Source organism: Streptomyces cahuitamycinicus, assembly GCF_002891435.1.
In the GTDB taxonomy this organism is placed as follows: Bacteria; Actinomycetota; Actinomycetes; order Streptomycetales; family Streptomycetaceae; genus Streptomyces; species Streptomyces cahuitamycinicus.
Genome location: NZ_POUC01000149.1, coordinates 1 through 17,630 on the forward strand (window position 1 = coordinate 1; position 17,630 = coordinate 17,630).

The 17,630-nt window shown below is 72.4% G+C and carries 12 protein-coding genes and 1 pseudogene; 3 read left to right on the plus strand and 10 right to left on the minus strand.

Annotated features, from left to right (window positions below; translation table 11 throughout):
- Together C1J00_RS20695 and C1J00_RS20700 are read left to right on the plus strand one after the other, a co-directional pair.
- Positions 1-911: pseudogene (locus C1J00_RS20695) on the plus strand (hypothetical protein); the annotation flags it as partial.
- A gap of 4 nt (positions 912-915) precedes the next feature.
- Entirely contained in the window at positions 916-1,737 is an 822-nt protein-coding gene (locus C1J00_RS20700; RefSeq protein ID WP_102910557.1) for a glycoside hydrolase family 16 protein, read from the plus strand.
- A gap of 7 nt (positions 1,738-1,744) precedes the next feature.
- On the opposite strand, the gene C1J00_RS20705 is transcribed toward C1J00_RS20700, so the two are convergent.
- The 5 genes from C1J00_RS20705 to C1J00_RS20725 form a co-directional block, all read right to left on the minus strand.
- Positions 1,745-2,569, minus strand: a complete 825-nt coding sequence (locus C1J00_RS20705; protein WP_180989626.1) for a polysaccharide deacetylase family protein — start codon at positions 2,567-2,569, stop codon at positions 1,745-1,747.
- The gene (locus C1J00_RS20710; protein WP_102910558.1) at positions 2,566-3,543 is read right to left on the minus strand and encodes a glycosyltransferase family 2 protein; all 978 of its coding nucleotides are present in this window, start codon (positions 3,541-3,543) and stop codon (positions 2,566-2,568) included. Before C1J00_RS20710 ends, C1J00_RS20705 begins: the two co-directional genes overlap by 4 nt.
- A complete protein-coding gene (locus C1J00_RS20715) occupies positions 3,540-4,925 on the minus strand; it encodes a lipopolysaccharide biosynthesis protein (protein ID WP_102910559.1) in 1,386 nt (461 codons plus the stop codon). Before C1J00_RS20715 ends, C1J00_RS20710 begins: the two co-directional genes overlap by 4 nt.
- 9 nt (positions 4,926-4,934) lie before the next feature.
- The gene (locus tag C1J00_RS20720; protein ID WP_245936427.1) at positions 4,935-6,125 is read right to left on the minus strand and encodes a glycosyltransferase family 2 protein; all 1,191 of its coding nucleotides are present in this window, start codon (positions 6,123-6,125) and stop codon (positions 4,935-4,937) included.
- A gap of 92 nt (positions 6,126-6,217) precedes the next feature.
- On the minus strand, positions 6,218-7,045 hold the full coding sequence (locus C1J00_RS20725) for a glycosyltransferase family 2 protein (RefSeq protein ID WP_102910561.1): 828 nt from the start codon (positions 7,043-7,045) through the stop codon (positions 6,218-6,220).
- Positions 7,046-7,236: 191 nt separating this feature from the next.
- Between C1J00_RS20725 and C1J00_RS20730 the strand changes: the two genes are divergently transcribed.
- Complete coding sequence (locus C1J00_RS20730; protein ID WP_102910568.1) at positions 7,237-9,045, plus strand: glycoside hydrolase family 15 protein; 1,809 nt, start codon at positions 7,237-7,239, stop codon at positions 9,043-9,045.
- Positions 9,046-9,063: 18 nt separating this feature from the next.
- Here the strand turns inward: C1J00_RS20730 and C1J00_RS20735 are convergent, their stop codons facing one another.
- The 5 genes from C1J00_RS20735 to iolD all read right to left on the minus strand — a co-directional run bounded on the left by C1J00_RS20735 (position 9,064) and on the right by iolD (position 17,604).
- Positions 9,064-12,207 carry a putative bifunctional diguanylate cyclase/phosphodiesterase gene (locus tag C1J00_RS20735; RefSeq protein WP_342751731.1) on the minus strand — a complete coding sequence of 1,048 codons (3,144 nt, stop codon included), beginning with the start codon at positions 12,205-12,207 and terminating at the stop codon, positions 9,064-9,066.
- A 5-nt stretch (positions 12,208-12,212) separates the two neighbouring features.
- Positions 12,213-13,310, minus strand: coding sequence for a UDP-glucose 4-epimerase GalE (galE, locus tag C1J00_RS20740; RefSeq protein ID WP_102910562.1), 1,098 nt, complete (start codon positions 13,308-13,310; stop codon positions 12,213-12,215).
- Positions 13,311-13,387: 77 nt separating this feature from the next.
- Positions 13,388-14,173 (minus strand): GntR family transcriptional regulator, encoded by a 786-nt coding sequence (locus tag C1J00_RS20745; RefSeq protein ID WP_102910563.1) that lies wholly within the window; start codon positions 14,171-14,173, stop codon positions 13,388-13,390.
- Positions 14,174-14,194: 21 nt separating this feature from the next.
- Positions 14,195-15,688 carry a CoA-acylating methylmalonate-semialdehyde dehydrogenase gene (locus C1J00_RS20750; protein WP_102910564.1) on the minus strand — a complete coding sequence of 498 codons (1,494 nt, stop codon included), beginning with the start codon at positions 15,686-15,688 and terminating at the stop codon, positions 14,195-14,197.
- 41 nt (positions 15,689-15,729) lie between these two features.
- A complete protein-coding gene (iolD, locus tag C1J00_RS20755; RefSeq protein WP_102910565.1) occupies positions 15,730-17,604 on the minus strand; it encodes a 3D-(3,5/4)-trihydroxycyclohexane-1,2-dione acylhydrolase (decyclizing) in 1,875 nt (624 codons plus the stop codon).
- Positions 17,605-17,630 lie beyond the last annotated feature (26 nt).

The window sequence follows — 17,630 nt, forward strand, 5'->3', positions numbered from 1 at the left end:
GCACCCGGCCCGCCCCGGCGACGGACACCCCTCACGAACCGGACACCCCTCACGAACCGGGCGGCACCACGCCACGGACGAAACCCGGCACCGCGCCCACGCGGCCGCGGGGCCCCCGCCCGCCGAACGACCGGGTCACCGTCGCCGTCGCCGTCGCCGTCGCCGTCGCCGTCGTCGGAGCCGGCCCGTACGGCCTGGCCACCGCCTGCCACCTGCGGGCCGCCCGGGTACGGCCGCGTGTCTTCGGTCAGACCATGGAGTCGTGGCGGGCCCACATGCCCGACGGCATGCTCGAGGCCCGGGCCCGGCCCACCGTCGTGGCCCGCACGCCGGCCGTGGTCTTCGACCCGCCGCCGAGCGGAAGGGGCGACCGGTCCCGGCTGCCGGTGCCCGGCTCCCCACTCGGTCCCGGACGTCCGCTGCCGGCTGCCGTCAGCCGGGGCGGGACGGCCTACCGCAGCCTCCCCGCGCCGCTGCGCATGGAGTTGCTGCGCACCGTACCGCGACCGTCCGGGGCCTGGTGGTTGAAGGAGCGGGCGGCCGGCCGGTTCCCGGTGCTGTGCGGCCGCACGCTGGTCTGCGCCGAGCCGGGGTACGGGGTGGTCCGGATGCGGCTGCTCGACGAGTACGGCCGGCCGGAGGACATCGTGGTCGACCACGTCCTGGCCGCCACGGGCTACCGGGTCGACATCCGCCGCCCGGACCTCCTCGATCCGGGCCCGAGGCAGTCGCTGCGGGTCTTCGCCGGAGCGCCGGTGCTGACCTCCGGGTTCGAGTCCTCGACGCCCGGCCTGTACTTCACCGGGCTCGCGGCGGCCCCGAGTTTCGGACCGCTGCTGCGGTTCGTCACCGGCACCGGCTTCGCCGCCCGTCGCCTCACCGCCGCCGTGACGGCCGGGAAACGGCGGTAGCCCCGTGCGCGCGCGACGACTGCGCCCCGCCCTGGCCGCGCTGGCACTGGTGCTGGCCCTGGGCTGCACTGCCACCGAGCCGGACGCGGACGTGTCCCGGCCGAAGGCCGTGCCGCAGGACTGGAAACTGACGTTCCACGACGAGTTCGACGGCTCGGAACTCGACACCGACCGCTGGGCGACCTGCTACGACTGGAACGAGGACGGCTGCACCAACAGCGGCAACGACGAGGAGCAGTGGTACCTGCCCGGCCAGGTGTCCGTCCGCGACGGCCTGCTCCGCCTGGACGCCGAGCGGCGTGAGACACGGGCCAGCGACGGCAGGACGTACCCCTGGCGCTCCGGCATGATCTCGACCGGCCGGGACGACTGGTACGGCGACCCCCGGCACGTCTTCACCTACGGATACTTCGAGGCGTCCATCCGCATCCCCGAACAGGCGGGCATGTTCCCGGCGTTCTGGATGATGCCCGCGTCCAAGTTCACGCCCCCCGAGCTCGACATCATGGAGTTCCTCGGAGGGACCGACCGGGTCTTCATGTACGCGCACTGGCGCGGCCCCGACGGCGACCAGCGGGCCCGCGGCACCTACGGCCCCGTCCCGTTCCCGGACGAGCACCACGTCTTCGCCATGCTCTGGACCCCCGACGAGGTGAGCTGGTACGTCGACGGGACCCGGCGTTTCCGGCTGACCGAGCCGGAGCGGATCCCGCACGTGCCCATGGAGGTCCTGGTCAATCTCGCCGTCGGAGTGCCGCAGTCGCCGCCCTCCTCGGTGGACTCGGCCCGGATGACGGTGGACTGGGTGCGTGTCTGGCAGGACTGACGGGCCGTCATCGAACGGGCGTGGGCAGCGACGGGTGGCGGTGGTCGATGCCCGCCCGCAGCCGCCGGTAGCCGCGCCAGGCCTTGGTGCCGACGCGCTCGGGAAACGGGGCCACGGGTGCGCCCGCCCCCTGGGCCCAGGCCAGGAAGCGGTCCCGGCAGGTGTCGGTGCGCACCATCAGCCGGGCGATGCGCAGGGGTTCGTCCGCGCCGGAGCTGAAGCCGTACCGGACGGCCGCGGCCGAGGTCCAGCCCGCCTCGTCCACCACTCGGCGGACCGTACGGCTGGAGTAGCCGTGGGGGTAGGCGAAGGCATCGACGCGATGCCCTAGGGCGTCCTCGAGACGGGCCTTGCACCCCCGGACCTCCTCCTGGACGGCCTGTCGGCGCAGGGCGTCCAGCTGCGGGTGGGTCCGGGTGTGCCCACCGATCTCGACGAACTGGTCCAGCTCCCGTACCTGACGCCAGGTCAGCATCGGGGCGGGCGGAAGCAGGCTGCCGTGCTCCGGGGGCCAGGACGGGCCGCCCAGCGCACCGGTGGTGACGTAGAGGGTCGCCGGCAGTCCCCGGGCGGCGAGCAGCGGGGCCACGGTGGAGTGGAAGTCGGCGAACCCGTCGTCGAAGGTCAGCACCGCGGACCGGGCCGGAAGCGGTGGACCGCCGCGCAGCGCGGCGATCAGGCGCCGCAGCGGGACGACCTCGAGACCGCTGTCCGCGAGGAGGTCGAGCTGCTCGGCGAAGACACGCGGGCACACGGTGAACGGGGCGATCCACGAGGGCGGATCGGCCGACACCGAGTGGTACAGGAACACGGGGACGGGCTGGTACGTCATGCCGGGCTCCCCTTCACGGCTGCGTGGTCGACCGGTCCGGTGGCGGGGACGGCGGTGCCCCGGGCGCGCACCGAGCCCACGACGTATCCGAGGGCGGTGGCGCCGACACCGAGGGCCAGAGCGAGGGCGGTACGCACCGGAGCGGGCCGGCCCGGGCGCAGGGCCTCACGGAAGGCCCGGGGGATGGTCGACGTGAGGTAGGCGCGCTCGCTGGACAGGGCTCCGTGGCCGTCGGTGTACCGGGCCACGAGGGCTTTGGAGAGTCCTTCGGCGTAGCAGCGCGACCGGAAGTACGACCACATGGCGCGGGCGGCGGGGACCCGGTGCCGGACGGCCGCCGAGGGGTCGTAGAGCAGAACGGCGTCCGGGCGGCGGGAGCTGATGCGCAGGCACAGTTCCGTCTCCTCGCAGCCCAGGGGCCGCGTGCCCACCCGCCCCAGGTCCGTGCGGAAGCCGCCGGCCGCGTGGAGAGCGTCCTTGCGAAAGGACATGTTGGCCCCGATGAAGTTGCGGATCGGCGCGCGCTCTTCGGGCAGACCGCGGTACGAGCAGCCGACCACCCAGTCGAACTCCGGGGGGAACCAGGCGGGCCGGCCCGTCTCCCACCAGGGGACGACGAGCCCGCCGACCCCGAGGACCCGAGGGTCGCGGTAGTCGGCCAGCAGGCGGTCCGCCCATGAGGGGTGGGCGGTCGCGTCGTCGTCGAGGAAGGCCACCACGTCCCCGACGGCCGCCTCGACGCCGGTGTTCCGGGCGCCGGACAGGCCCTTGCGCTGCTGGTTGGGCAGCACCCGGACACCGTGCAGCAGGCGGCCTGCGAGCCGGTGGAGTTCCGGGCAGTGGTCGACGACCAGCACGACGTCGTCCGGCGGACGGCGCTGGGCCTGGACGGAGGTGATGGCGGCCTGCAGATCCTCCCAGCGGTCGAGCGTGTAGGCGCACACGACGACCGAGAGGCTGGGTGCGGTGTTCATGAGGTTCTCCCGGAGGTCGTGAGGTGCGTCCCGGATGCGGGGACCAGCCAGCGGGACCGCCAGATCAGCAGGGGCACGGCGATCAGGCACTCCGCCGTCAGCCAGGCGATACCGGCACCCGTCACGCCGAACACCGGCAGCAGGAGCTGGACCATGCCCAGCACCAGCACGCACAGGGCGATCTGAAGCCCTACAACCAGGCGCATGCGGCGTCGGGCCCGCAACACGTCCACGGCCACGCTGAACACCAGGTTGGGCAGTGCGGAGAGGGCCAGCAGACGCAGCAGGGTGGTGCCGTTCTCGGCGTAGCCGGGCCCGAACAGCTTCAGGATCCAGGGGGCCGCGGCGACGATCACGGCGACACCGGCGGCCAGCATCATCCCGGAGTGGCGCAGCACCCGCAGCCCGTGCTCCGCGAGCCGTTCGGGGCGGCGCACCGCCTCGACGACCAGCGAGCTGCCCATGTTGCGCACCACCAGGAACAGCACGTAGCCGATGATCCAGGCGAGCGAGAAATAGGCGCTCTGCTTCGCTCCGAGGGCGCTCAGCACCATCAGGGGCACGAGCGTGTAGGCGGCCATCCGGAACAGGGAGCCCGTGTAGTCGGCCGCCGCGTAGCTGAGCAGCCGCGGCGGGCGCACGGCGTCCGGGTTCTCCTTCTCGTGGCGCGGCACCGCCCGTCGCAGCAGGAGGTAGTTGGCCACGAGGAGGGAGACGAGCAGGGCCCCCGCCCAGGACAGGAGGATCCCGGTCTTCAGGGCCAGGAGCGCACCACCGGCGAGCAGCGCGATCTTGACGAAGGCGAAGACCATGTTCTCCGCCACGACCCAGCCCGGGCGGCGCATCGCCGTCAGTGCCCCGTCCTGGAGGACGAAGATGGTGTACGCGGCGGTCGCCGCCACGAACCAGACGGCGACCAGGGGGTCGCGCAGGAAGGCCAGTTCGGGCGAGAGGGCGGGGACGAGGAGGACGAAGACGAGGCAGACCAGGGCGCTCCACGAGGCGGTCACCGCATAGCAGGTGAGCAGAAGTCTGCGGGTCTGCCGCCCCGAGCACGGCAGGAACCGGATCAGGAAGTCGTTGAGGTTGAGCTGTCCGATGTTGGCCAGCAGCAGGGAAGCGGACAGGGCGGAGTAGCTCACGCCCACGACCTCGTCGTCGTACCAGTGGGTGGCGAAAAGCCAGAAGATCGCGCCGACTCCCGCGTTGACCAGGGAACTGATCGCCAGCAGATGGCCGTTGCGCACCAGCGGCTCGCTCGGCAGGACACGGGCGATCCCGGCACGGACCGCCGTGGTCAGTGACCGCCCCCGGCCGGGTGCAACGGTGGCCTCAAGCCTGTCGTCCGTCTCCTGGGGCCTTGTCTCCTGGGTCGTGTGCACGGTCTCTCCTCAGACCCCGGCGCTGCCGGTGTGGTTCCGGCGGCGGCTGCGCAGATAGCCGACCGGCCCGTACAGCAGGCCGCGCAGTTCCAGGCGGGCGAGCCGTCGCGACCGAGTCGTGTCCGCCTCCGCTGTGCGGTGCGCCCGGGCCAGCGCGTACCGGATCCCCCGGGGCAGCCTGCGCAGCAGGGCCGGGATCATGCGGGGCTCGTTCACCAGAGCACCGGTGAGGTACGCGCCCAGCCCGGCGCCGTAGCCGAACGCCTGGGCGTCCAGGGCGTCTCGCGTACGGCGGTGGCGGTGCCAGACGATCGCGTCCGGCTGGTAGGCCAGGGTGTGACCGGCCGTCAGGACCCGGAAGAACGCGAGCAGGTCGTCGCCGCCGTGGGCGGGGGTTCCGGTGCCCGTGGCCGGGTCGAAGCCGCCCAGCGCCCGCAGCGCGGACATCCGGAAGGCCATGTTGGTGCCGGAGCCGAAGCGCCCCGCCGTGAACGGGAACAGGGGGTCCTTCGGCGGGTGGCGCAGGGACCAGGTGCGCGGTGCGTACCCCTTGGCGAAACCGCCATGGCGCTCCAGTGCCGCCTGGGCCGCGGTCTCCAGTTCGGCCGGGACGATGAGTCCGGTGACGCAGCCGACTCCGGGGCCCTGGCCGAAGCCGTCCGCGATCGCGGCGAGCCAGCCCGGGTCGACCAGGGTGTCGTCGTCGGTGAAGGCGGCGATCTCGCCGCGGGCGGCGGCCAGGCCCCGGTTGTGCGCGTGGGCCAGGCCGGCCGCCGGCTCCCGGACGTAGCGGACCCGGCCCCCGTACGCGTCGCGGACCAGCCGTTCGGCCGAGTCGTCGGCCGGGGCGTTGTCCACGACGATCACCTCGAAGTGCGGGTAGTCCACCCGCAGCAGGGAGTTCAGGCACTCCCGGAGCATCCGTGGCCGGTTGTGCGTCGCGATGATCACGCTCATGTACGGCGGTGCGAGCACGGGTGCCCGGGTGGGATTCGCCCCGCGCGGGAGCAGGAACCGCCGCCGTGCCGTGTCCGCCGCCGACCGCCACAGGTCCTCGGGCGCGCCGCCCTCTTCGCCGGCTGCCGTGACCAGCCCCAGGGGTCGGCCGCGCAGCCGCACCAGGGCCAGCACCGGCGCCGTCGGGCGGACCGGTCCCGGGCCCCCGGGTCGGCGGAACTCGTAGGGTCGTGTCAGATCCATGTCGACGACCGCGACCGGCGCGTACGCAGGTCCGGCCGGGCCCGGGTCCCTCGCCGGGGGGCGGGAAGCGGCAGCCGGACGCCGGGTGACACTCATGCCGGACTCCCCGCGGCCCGTGGGGTGGGCCGGGCCCCGGGCCGCTCGGACAGCAGGGTGCGCAGCACCCGGCGGCCGTCCGAGATCGCGTGCAGGTTGGAACGTCCGCTGCGGCGGGGCAGTTCGAGGCTCGGGACCTCGGCGATGCGCAGTCCCGAACGCAGGGCGTGCGCGATCATCTCGGTCTCGATCTCGAACCCCGAGGAGTGCAGGTCGAGGTCGTCGAGGAAGTCGCGGCGGAAGGCGCAGAACCCGTAGCACAGGTCCGTCAGCTTGGCGTCGTAGAGGTGGTTCACGGCGGTGAGCAGCACCTGGTTTCCGAGCCGCCGGATGCGGGTGATGTCGAGGGAGCCGCCGCCCGCGATGAACCGGGAGCCCTTGACGAAGTCGAAGCCGTTGTCGAGGAAGTGCAGGTAGTGCGGGATCTCCCCGGGCAGCATGCTGCCGTCCGCGTCCATCATCACGATGTGGTCGCCGGTCGCGGAGAGGAAGCCGGTGCGCAGGGCGTTGCCCTTGCCCGGGCCGCTCTGCTCGACGTGGCGGACGGTCGGCAGGCACCGGGTCGCCATGTGCACGGTGCAGTCGACGGAGTCCCCGTCGACCAGGATGACCTCGTCGACGCAGTCCGGGATCTGCTCGAAGACCCAGGGGATGTTGCGCGCCTCGTTGCGGGCGGGGACGACCAGGCTCACGGTGGCGCGGGCCGGCGGGCGGTCCCCGGCCCGGCGCAGCGGGTGCGCGGCCCGGTCGGTGTGGCCGGAGCCGTTGACGTCGGCCTGGGCGACGAAGGAGGGGTGCTCGGTCGGGTAGTGCGTATTTTTCATGATGCCGTGTCTTCCGGTGGAGCGTTCCCGTGGAGGAGACGCCATATATTTACGCCGTATACGTACATCTTGCCCCTTTTGTCCCCGCGGTCAAGAGCTGAGCGTTTTCCGTGGCCGGGGAGGCCTGTGCGGGGCGCTTCGTCCGCGTTACCGTGGAAGGAGGCAAAGTGCACGACGGCGTAGCCCCGATCATGAATGCACCCATCGAGGAATACGCCCTCGTCAGCGATCTGGAGACGGCCGCCATGGTCGGCCGGGACGGGTCGATCGACTGGCTCTGCCTGCCACGCTTCGACTCCCCGGCCTGCCTGGCGGCCCTGCTGGGCACCGAGGACAACGGACACTGGGGTCTGGCCCCCGTCTCGGGCGGCCTGTGCACGCGCCGCTCCTATCGCGCCGACACGCTGGTCCTCGACTCCGTGTGGGAGACCCCCACGGGGACGGTGCGCGTCACCGACCTCATGCCTCCGCGCGCCGACGTGCCCTGTATCGTCCGGCTCGTCGAGGGCCTTTCGGGCACCGTGGACCTGCGCAGCGACCTGCGGCTCCGCTTCCACCAGGGCCGGATCGTGCCCTGGGTCCGGGACGTCGGCCACTGCACCGTCGCGGTCGCCGGCCCGGACGCCGTCTGGCTCGGCGCCGAAGGCCAGGTGCGGGACCGGGGCGACCAGGACGCCACCGTCTGGGAATTCACCGTCACGGCCGGGCGCCGGCTGGCCCTCACCCTGGGGTGGACCCCCTCGTACCGCACCGCCCCTCCCTCACCCATGTCCGTCCCGGCGGAGACCGCCGTGAAGGAGACCGTCGACTTCTGGCGCCGCTGGGTCGCCCAGTGCCGCTACCAGGGACCGTGGCGGGACGCGGTGGTGCGTTCCCTCATCACCCTCAAGGCCCTCACCTACGCCCCCACGGGCGGCATCGTCGCCGCCCCCACCACCTCGCTGCCCGGACACATCGGCGGTGAGAGCAACTGGGACTACCGGTTCTGCTGGCTGCGCGACTCCAGCCGGACCCTGTCCTGCCTGCTGCGCAGTGGATACCGGGACGAGGCCACGGCCTGGCTGGACTGGCTGGTGCGGGCCGTCGCCGGTGATCCCGCCGACCTGCAGACGGTCTACGGCGTCAAGGGACAGCGGCTGCTGCCCGAGACCGAGGCACCCTGGCTGCCCGGGTACGAGGGCTCCCGGCCCGTGCGGTTCGGAACCTCGGCGGTCAGCTGCTTCCAGTTGGACCTGTACGGCGAAGTCATGGACACGCTGTGGCTGTCGCTGCGCGCCGGGATCCCGATGCCGGCCCACGTGTGGGAGCTGGTCGAGTCGCTCATGGGCTTCCTGCTGCGGCACTGGCGCGAACCGGACCAGGGCCTGTGGCAGGTGGGCGGCCGGCGACGGCAGTTCGTGCACTCCAAGGTCATGACGTGGGTGGCCGCCGACCGCGCCCTGCGCATGGGCGAGCTGCTCGGGCGCAACGGCTCCTCCGGGCAGTGGCGGGCCATGCGCGACGAGGTGCACCGGGAGGTCTGCCGGGAGGGCTGGGACACCGCCCAGCGGTCCTTCGTGCAGTCCTACGGCGCACCCGGCCTGGACGCCTCGGCGCTGCTCATCCCCCGGGTCGGGTTCCTGCCCGCCCGCGACGAGCGGGTGAGTGCCACCGTGCGCGCACTGAGCCGGCTCGATCACGGGGGGTTCATCCGGCGGTACACACAGGGCGCCGGGCCGGGTGAACCGGACGACGCGGAGGGCACGTTCGTCTCCTGCTCCCTCTGGTACGCCGACGCCCTCGCCGCCACAGGGCATCGCCGACAGGCCCAGGAGGCCTTCGAACGGGTCCTCGCCACCCGCAACGACGTCGGTCTGCTGGCCGAGCAGTGGGACCCGGTCGCGGGCCGCCAACTGGGCAACGCGCCCAAGGCGTTCAGCCACATCGCGCTGGTGGAGACGGCGTTCGGACTGTCGCCGGCGTCCCTGTGGAGTCGGCGAAGCCCGGGGGCCCGGTGGTGAAGCCGGCGGTTCTCGTCTTCAACCGGCCGCCCGCCGACCGTCGTTCCGCTGCCGCAGCACGGCCTCGCCTCGCTCCAGCGTCAAGGGACGGGCGAACAGGAAGCCCTGCCCGTACCGGCATCCGATGTCCGCCAGCAGTTCCTGCTGCGGCTCCTCCTCGATGCCCTCGGCGATCACCTGGAGGCCCAGGGTGTCGGCGAGATGGACGATGCCCTCCACCAGGGCCACCTGCTGGGGGTCCTGCGGGATGCCGTCGATGAACGACTTGTCGATCTTCAGTACGTCGATGGGGAAGTCACGGAGATAGCGGAGCGAGGAGAACCCGGTGCCGAAGTCGTCGACCGCGATGCGCACCCCGCGTTCCTTCAGCGCCTGGATCTGCGCATCGATCTGCTCGGTCCGCCGCATGAGCACCGACTCGGTGAGTTCCAGCTGCAGGGTGCCCGCGGCGAGGCCGGTGGTGTCCAGGGCGGTGCACACCTCGTCCAGGAAGCTGGTGTCCCGCCACTGCCGGGCCGACACGTTGACGCTGAGGTACGGCGGGTCGAACCCCTGCGTGCGGTGCTGGAGCCGGGCGAGGTCGGCCGTGGCCCTGCGCAGCACCCAGGCGCCCAGCGCCGAGATGTGCCCGGTCTCCTCGGCGAGCGGGATGAACTGCCCCGGAGGTACCGGATCGGAACCGAGCTCCGGCCAGCGGACCAGGGCCTCGAAACCCACGACGTCGCCGCGCGCGATATCCACCACCGGCTGATAGCGCACGCCGAACTGCTCCTTGCTGACGGCCCGGTCGAGCCGTGCCTGCAGCTCGTGCCGCTCCACCACACGAATCCGCTGCTGGGGCCGGAACCGGCGCCAGGTGCGCTTGCCGGACGTCTTGGCCGCGTAGAGGGCCAGGTCGGCCAGTGCCAGCAGGTCCCCGGCGTTCGTGCTGTCCTCCGCCGTGGCCACGCCCACGCTGGCCGAGACGCTCACCGCCTCCGCGTCCAGATGGAACGGCCGGCTCAGCGTCCGGACCACGTGGGCGGCCAGCACTTCGGCGTCGAGGGGCTGCTCCGCGTTCTCGATCAGCACGGCGAACTCGTCGCCGCCGAGCCGCGCCGCGGTGTCGGTACGGCGCAGCGTCCCCGACAGGCGCTCGGCCACGGCGCACAGCAGCCGGTCGCCGACCGCGTGGCCGAGCGTGTCGTTGACGATCTTGAAGTCGTCCAGGTCGACGAAGAGTAGACAGGTGGTCGTCGACTCCCGGTGGCCGCGGCGCAGCGCGCGCTCGGTCCGCTCCAGCAGCAGAGCGCGGTTGGGCAGGCCGGTCAGGGAGTCGTGGAAGGCCCTCCGGGTGAGTTCGTGCTCCAGCTGACGCTGCTCGGTGACGTCCCGCAGGGTGACGACCAGGCCGCCCACGGTCGGGTCCCGGCGCAGGTCGCGGCAGCGCACCTCCACCTCGATACGGTCCGTGTCCCGGAGCACCAGCCAGGTGTCGTGCGCTTCCCGCGGGCCGTTTTCGCCCGTGGCCGCGAGGGTCCGCGCGGCCCGGTCCCGTTCCCGGGGATCCACCAGGTCGGGCAGCCGTGTCCCGGTGAGTTCGGTACGGCCGAACACGGTCGGCGCGGACGGGCTGGCGTAGCGGACGGTGGTGTCGTCGTCGACGATGAGGATGACGTCCGAGGCGTTGTGCACCAGGGTGCGGAAGTAGGCCTCGCTCTCCTTGCGAATGACCTCCCGCCGCAGCGCGATGCGTTCCGTCGTGAGCCCCGCCTGTGAGGCGAGCAGCTCCAAGGACCCCCGCATCTCGACGAGTTGCCGCTCGGAGCCGGCTGCCAGCAGCGCTCCCGGGAGCTCGCCGCCGGCCGGCTGCTCAGGCTGGACCAAGGGGCAGAGCAGGGCGGCCGGCAGCTTGCCGAGTCGGGCGGCGAGCTCTGGTCCCAGCACGGCGGACGGGACGATGACCGTGCGGCTGCGGGCCACCGCGGCGGGCCCGCCCCGCGCGCCGGCGTCGTCGGCCCCGGCGGGGCGGCGCTCCAGCCGGGCGTACAGGTCCCGGGCCTCTCCGGCCGACAGCAGGAGGGTGACATGCCGGCGCTGCGATCCGAACAGGGACGTGACCGCCGTGTCGCAGGCCCGCGCGACATCCTCCGGCCAGAAGGCCCCCATCAAAGAGGCGGCCGCGGTGCGCAGGGCCAGCTCCCGCGTCATGGCCCTGTGATGGGCGACGACCATCAGTGTGAGCCGGAAGATCACCAGCAGGAACAGCGTGCCGGAGAACGCGGCCAGCACTGTCGCGTCGTAGTCCAGGCCGTCGCTCTCCTCGTGAGTGAGGATCACGGGAGGGATCAGGGTCGCGGCGGCGAGCAGCAGCAGCCGGCGGCGGGGCGGCAGCAGCGACTGGGGCGGCGAGTCCGGGGCGGTCAGCCGGGCCATCGAGGGGTGCAGTGCGGCCAGGCCCCAGGCGGTGCAGAACGCGATGCCTCCGAAGTCCGGCAGCGTGCCCGCCTGCCAGGAGCCGTTGAGCCGGAGGAAGCCCTGCGCGATGTCGAAGCCGATCAGGATGAGCGCGCCCAGGACGAGCAGCCGGCCGGCCCGGTCGGCGCCGGCGGCGGGGCAGCGTGAGAGCAGCCGGACCAGCAGGGCCAGCACCAGGATGTCCCCGAGTGGAAGGGCGACGCTGAGCGCACGCTGCTGCCAGGTCAGACCTTCCTGCCGGGCCAGCGGCTGCACCAGGTAGACCCACACCGGCAGCGCGAGCCCGCCGGTGATCACCAGGGCGTCGAGCAGGCCGGGCAGGTCGCGGCCCGTCCAGCGGTAGCGCAGCAGACCGGTCAGGCCCATGGCGATCAGTGGGAACACGGCGAGCCGGCAGGCGTCCGCCGGGGACGGGAACGGGTTCGACGCGGAGAAGTAGGCCTCCTGCGCGTGGGAGAGGGTGCCGCCCGCGGTGAAGGCCAGCAGCCCGGCGGCGAGCAGCAGCCACGGCCGGGCCCGAGGGGGGTGGTGGACCCGCACCCCGGTCAGGACGGCCGCGATCCCGGCCACCCCGATGAGGGCCCACAGCGGCGTACGCAGGGCGGGAACGGACAGGTACGGAACAGTGAGGATCACGACCAGCATGAGGTAGCCGGCCGACAGGCGTCGAGCCGGGCCGCCTCTGCCGGTCCGCGGGGGCCGCACGGCGGCTACTCCTTCGTCTCCGGCCGCCGCGCGGTGCCGTCGTAACCGTGCGGGTTGAGCCGCTGGAAGCGCCAGGCGTCCAGGCAGACGTCGGCGAGATCCCGGGTGGGATGCCAGCCCCAGGCGCGCCCCACGGCCGTCGCGTCGGCGACCAGCTCGGCGACGTCTCCGGGCCGGCGCGGCGCGATGTCGTACGGAATCGACCTGCCGCTGGCCCGGGAGAACGCCGCGATGACGTCGAGGACCGAACTTCCCGCGCCCGCCCCCAGGTTGTACACCTGCATGCCCGGCGGACCTGCCAGGTGGTCCAGCGCGACGCGGTGCGCCTCGACGGCGTCCATGACGTGCAGATAGTCCCGGACCCCGGTGCCGTCGCGGGTCGGGTAGTCGTCACCGTAGACGGAGAGTTTGTCGCGTCGGCCGACAGCCACCTGGGCGAGCTGCGGCAGCAGGTTCTCGGTGTGGCGCGGGTCCTCGCCGATGAGCCCGCTGGGGTGGGCCCCGGCCGGGACGGGATAGCGCAGGCTCAGCACGGTGTACTCGGGATGACGGTGGCACACGTCCGCGAGGATCTGTTCGCACATCCACTTCGAGGTCGCGTACGGCGTCCCGGGCCGGATCCGGGTGTTCTCGTCGAGCGGGCCGCCTCCGGCGTCGCCGTAGAGCCAGCAGGAGGACGCGTAGAGGAGCCGGTGCACCCCGTGCTCGTGCATGGTCCGCAGCAGGGCGGTGGTGCCGCCGACGTTGGTGTCGTAATACGTGACGGGCATCCGTGTCGACAGGCCCCCGGCCTTGTGCGCGGCAAAGTGCACGACGGCGTCCACGGAGTGTCGGTCGAAGACGGCCGAGAGGGCGTGCCGATCACGGATGTCCAGCTCGTAGACGGCGCCGACGAAGCGGCCGGCGATCCGTTCCACCCGGGCGAAGACCTGCGGTGTGCTGTTGGAGTAGTCGTCGACCACGATCACTTCGTAGCCGTGGTCCAGCAGTTCCACACAGGTGTGGCTGCCGATGAAACCGGCCCCGCCGGTGACCAGGACAGTCGAGGGCGCCCACGAGGAGCCGGCTCCTCGCGCGTTCGTCGACTGTCGCCTGCGGGCCATGCCAGCACTCTCGCGTCGGGTGGCACCGTACGTTTACGGTGTATATGTACGACTCTGCACCCGAATGCGTGGGCGGGTCAAGGCCTCACCAGCAACTGGAAGTCGAACGTGTAGAGCGAGGCCCGGTAGAGGTGCGTTCCGTACTCGACCGGCCGCCCCGTGTCGTCGTACGCCGTGCGCCGCATCGTGAGCAGTGCCGCCCCTGCCGACTCGTCCAGGCGGGCCGCCTCCTGCGCCGTGGCCGCGCGGGCGCCCACGGTCTGGCGGGCGCTGTGCAGCGTGATGCCCGCCGAGCGCATCACGCGGTACAGGCCGGTCGACTCCAGGCGAGCGCTGTCGAGGTCCAGCAGGGGGACCGGCAGGTAGTTGCGGAGCAGCGCCACCGGCCGGCCGTGGGTCAGGCGCAGCCGGTCCAGGACGGTCACCTCGCTGCCCTCCGGCACCCCCAGAGCGGCGGCCACGTCGCAGGCGGCCGGGACGACCTCGTTGCGCACGACCTCGGTGGCCGGCCCCTGCCCCGCCGCCTCCAGGTCGTCGTAGAGGCTGCTCAGTTCCAGTGGGCGTCTGACCTGGCTGTGCACCACCTGCGTGCCCACCCCGCGCCGCCGGACCAGCAGCCCCTTGTCGACGAGGGACTGGATGGCCTGGCGGACGGTGGGGCGGGACAGGCCGAGGCGCACCGACAGGTCGACCTCGTTGCCCAGGAGGTTCCCCGGGGCGAGGACCCCGTGTCCGATCGCCGCCTCCAGCTGCTGCGCGAGCTGGTGGTAGAGCGGCACGGGGCTGCCCCGGTCCAGGGCGAAGTCCAGCGAGCCGAGCGCGGAGGCCGCCTTGGTGCGGGCCCGGTCACCGGTCTTCGCCATGGATGAACCCCCCTCCGGGTGTCAGGAGTTGCTCGGGAAGCCGAGGTTGATACCGCCGTCGGCCGGGTCCGGCCAGCGGGTGGTGATGACCTTGCCCTGGGTGTAGAAGGCGATACCGTCGTTGCCGTAGATGTGCAGGTCGCCGAAGAGGGAGTCCTTCCAGCCGCCGAAGGAGTGGTAACCGACGGGGACCGGGATCGGGACGTTGACGCCGACCATGCCCGCCTTGACCTCCAGCTGGAAGCGGCGGGCGGCGCCGCCGTCGCGGGTGAAGATCGCGGTGCCATTGCCCCAGCGGGAGGAGTTGATCAGCCGGATGGCCTCCTCGTACGTCTCCGTCCGTACGACCGCCAGCACCGGGCCGAAGATCTCGTCCTGGTACGCGTCCGCCGTCAGCGGCACCCGGTCCAGCAGGGAGACTCCGAGGAAGAAGCCGTTCTCGTGGCCGTCCACCGAGAAGCCCGTGCCGTCGACCACGACCTCGGCGCCCTGCTCGGCGGCCGACGCCACGTAGGACGCCACCTTGTCGCGGTGCTCGCGGGTGATCAGCGGACCCATCTCGGAGGCCGGGTCGTTGCCCGGGCCGATCTTCAGGTTCCTCGCCCGCTCGGCGATCTTGCCGACGAGATCGTCGCCGATGTCACCGACGGCCACGACCACCGACACGGCCATGCAGCGCTCGCCCGCGGAGCCGTACGCGGCGTTGATCGCCTGGTCGGCGGCGAGTTCCAGGTCGGCGTCGGGCAGCACCAGCATGTGGTTCTTGGCGCCGCCCAGGGCCTGCACCCGCTTGCCGTGCTCGACGGCCTTCAACTGGATGTACTTGGCGATCGGCGTCGAGCCGACGAAGGACACCGCCTCGACGTCCGGGTGCTCCAGGATGCGGTCCACGGCCGTCTTGTCGCCCTGCACGACGTTCAGGACACCCTCCGGCAGGCCGGCCTCCGTGGCCAGCTCGGCGAGCCTGAGGGAGGCCGACGGGTCCTTCTCGGACGGCTTCAGCACGAACGTGTTGCCGCAGGCGATGGCCAGCGGGAACATCCACATCGGCACCATCGCCGGGAAGTTGAACGGCGTGATGCCCGCGACCACGCCCAGCGGCTGGCGGATCGAGGCCACGTCGACCCGGGTGGACACCTGGGTGGACAGCTCGCCCTTGAGCTGGACGGAGATCCCGCACGCCAGCTCCACGATCTCCATGCCGCGCGCGACCTCGCCGAGCGCGTCGGAGTGCACCTTGCCGTGCTCGGCGGTGATCAGCGCGGCGATCTCGTCGCGGTGGGCGTCGAGCAGCTCGCGGTACTTGAACAGGATCGCCGTGCGCTTGGCCAGGGAGGACTCGCCCCAGCTCTCGAAGGCGGCCCTGGCGGAGGCGACCGCGGTGTCGACCTCGTCGACGGACGCGAACGCGACCTGCTTCTCCTGGGTGCCGGTCGCCGGGTTGTAGACGGGTCCGAAGCGGCCGGAGGTGCCCTCGACGGGCTTGCCGTCGATCCAGTGGGTGATGGTCTTCATGGTGCGGGGGGCCTTTCGTGAAGCTTGAGTTCAGGGGGAGTTCAGAGGTGGCGGCGGCGGTCCGCCACCTGGCGGTCGTAGCGCTCGCGGGCCTCGACGGCCGCCTCGCGGGAGGCGGTCTCGGCCACCGGCACGTCCCACCAGGCCTCGGCCGGGGGAGCGGTGGGCGCCGGGTCGGTTTCGACGTACACGCACGTCGGCCGGTCCGAGGCACGGGCCGCGGCGAGCGCCTCGCGCAGCTCACGCACGGTCTTGGCGCGCAGCACGTCCATACCGAGGCTGGCGGCGTTGGCGGCCAGGTCGACGGGCAGCGGGGCGCCGGTGAAGGTGCCGTCGGGGGCCCGGAAGCGGTAGGCGGTGCCGAACCGCTCGCCGCCGGTCTCCTGCGACAGACCGCCGATGGAGGCGTAGCCGTGGTTCTGGATCAGGACGATGTTGAGCGGCAGGCCCTCCTGGACGGCCGTGACGATCTCCGTCGGCATCATCAGGTAGGTGCCGTCACCGACCAGCGCCCACACCGGGGTGCCCGGGGCGGCCTGCTGGACGCCGATGCCGGCCGGGATCTCGTAGCCCATGCAGGAGTAGCCGTACTCCAGGTGGTACTGGCGCGGGCTGCGCGAGCGCCACAGCTTGTGCAGGTCGCCGGGGAGCGAACCGGCCGCGTTGATCACCACGTCGTCGTCGCCGACGGCCGCGTCCAGCGCGCCGAGCACCTGCGTCTGCGTCGGGACCGCGTTCTCGTCGCCGGCCCGGTAGGCGGCCTCGACGACCTCCTCCCAGCGCTCCTTGCCGGCGCGGTACCCGGCCTCGTACGCCTCGCTCACGCGGTGGCCCGAGAGCGCCTCCAGCAGCCTCTCCAGGCCGGACCGCGCGTCGCACACCAGCGTCCGCGCCGCCAGCTTGTGCGCGTCGAAGCCGGTGATGTTGAGGTTGAGGAACCGCACGTCCGGATTCTGGAAGAGCGTGCCGGAGGCGGTGGTGAAGTCGGTGTAGCGGGTGCCGACTCCGATCACCAGGTCGGCGGTGCGGGCGAGTTCGTCGCTGACCGCCGTCCCGGTGTGGCCGACGCCGCCGAGGTCGGCGGGGTGGTCGTGGCGCAAAGAGCCCTTGCCGGCCTGGGTGGAGGCGACCGGGATGCCGGTGGCCTCCACGAACGCCTTGAGTGCCGCCTCGGCCTCGCTGTGGTGGACGCCGCCGCCCGCCACGATCAGCGGCCGCTCGGCCGACCGGATCGCCTCGACCGCTGCCGTCAGCTCCACCGGGTCCGGCGCGGGACGCCGTACGTACCAGACGCGCTCGGCGAAGAACTCCTCCGGCCAGTCGTACGCCTCCGCCTGTACGTCCTGCGGCAGGGCGAGGGTGACGGCGCCGGTCTCGGCCGGGTCGGCCAGCACACGCATCGCCTGGAGCGCCGAGGGGATCAGTGCCTCGGGGCGGGTGACCCGGTCGAAGTAGCGCGACACCGGACGCAGGGTGTCGTTGACCGACACGTCGGCCTCGACCGGGTGCTCCAGCTGCTGGAGCAGCGGGTCGGGGGCGTGTGAGGCGAAGTAGTCGCCGGGCAGCAGCAGCACCGGCAGCCGGTTGATCGTCGCCAGGGCCGCGCCGGTGACCAGGTTGGTGGCGCCCGGGCCGATCGAGGTCGTCACCGCCTGCGCGGACAGGCGGTTCAGCTGCCGGGCGTAGCCGACGGCCGCGTGCACCATGGACTGCTCGTTGCGGCCCTGGTGGAACGGCATGACCTCCTCACCCGCCTCCAGCAGCGCCTGGCCGACCCCGGCGACGTTGCCATGGCCGAAGATGCCCCAGGTCCCGGCGATCAGCCGGCGCCGCACGCCGTCCCGCTCGGTGTACTGGGCGGACAGGAACCGGACCAGCGCCTGGGCGGTCGTCAGTCTGCGGGTGGGGGCGCTCATACGGAGGCTGTCTCTTATACACAGCT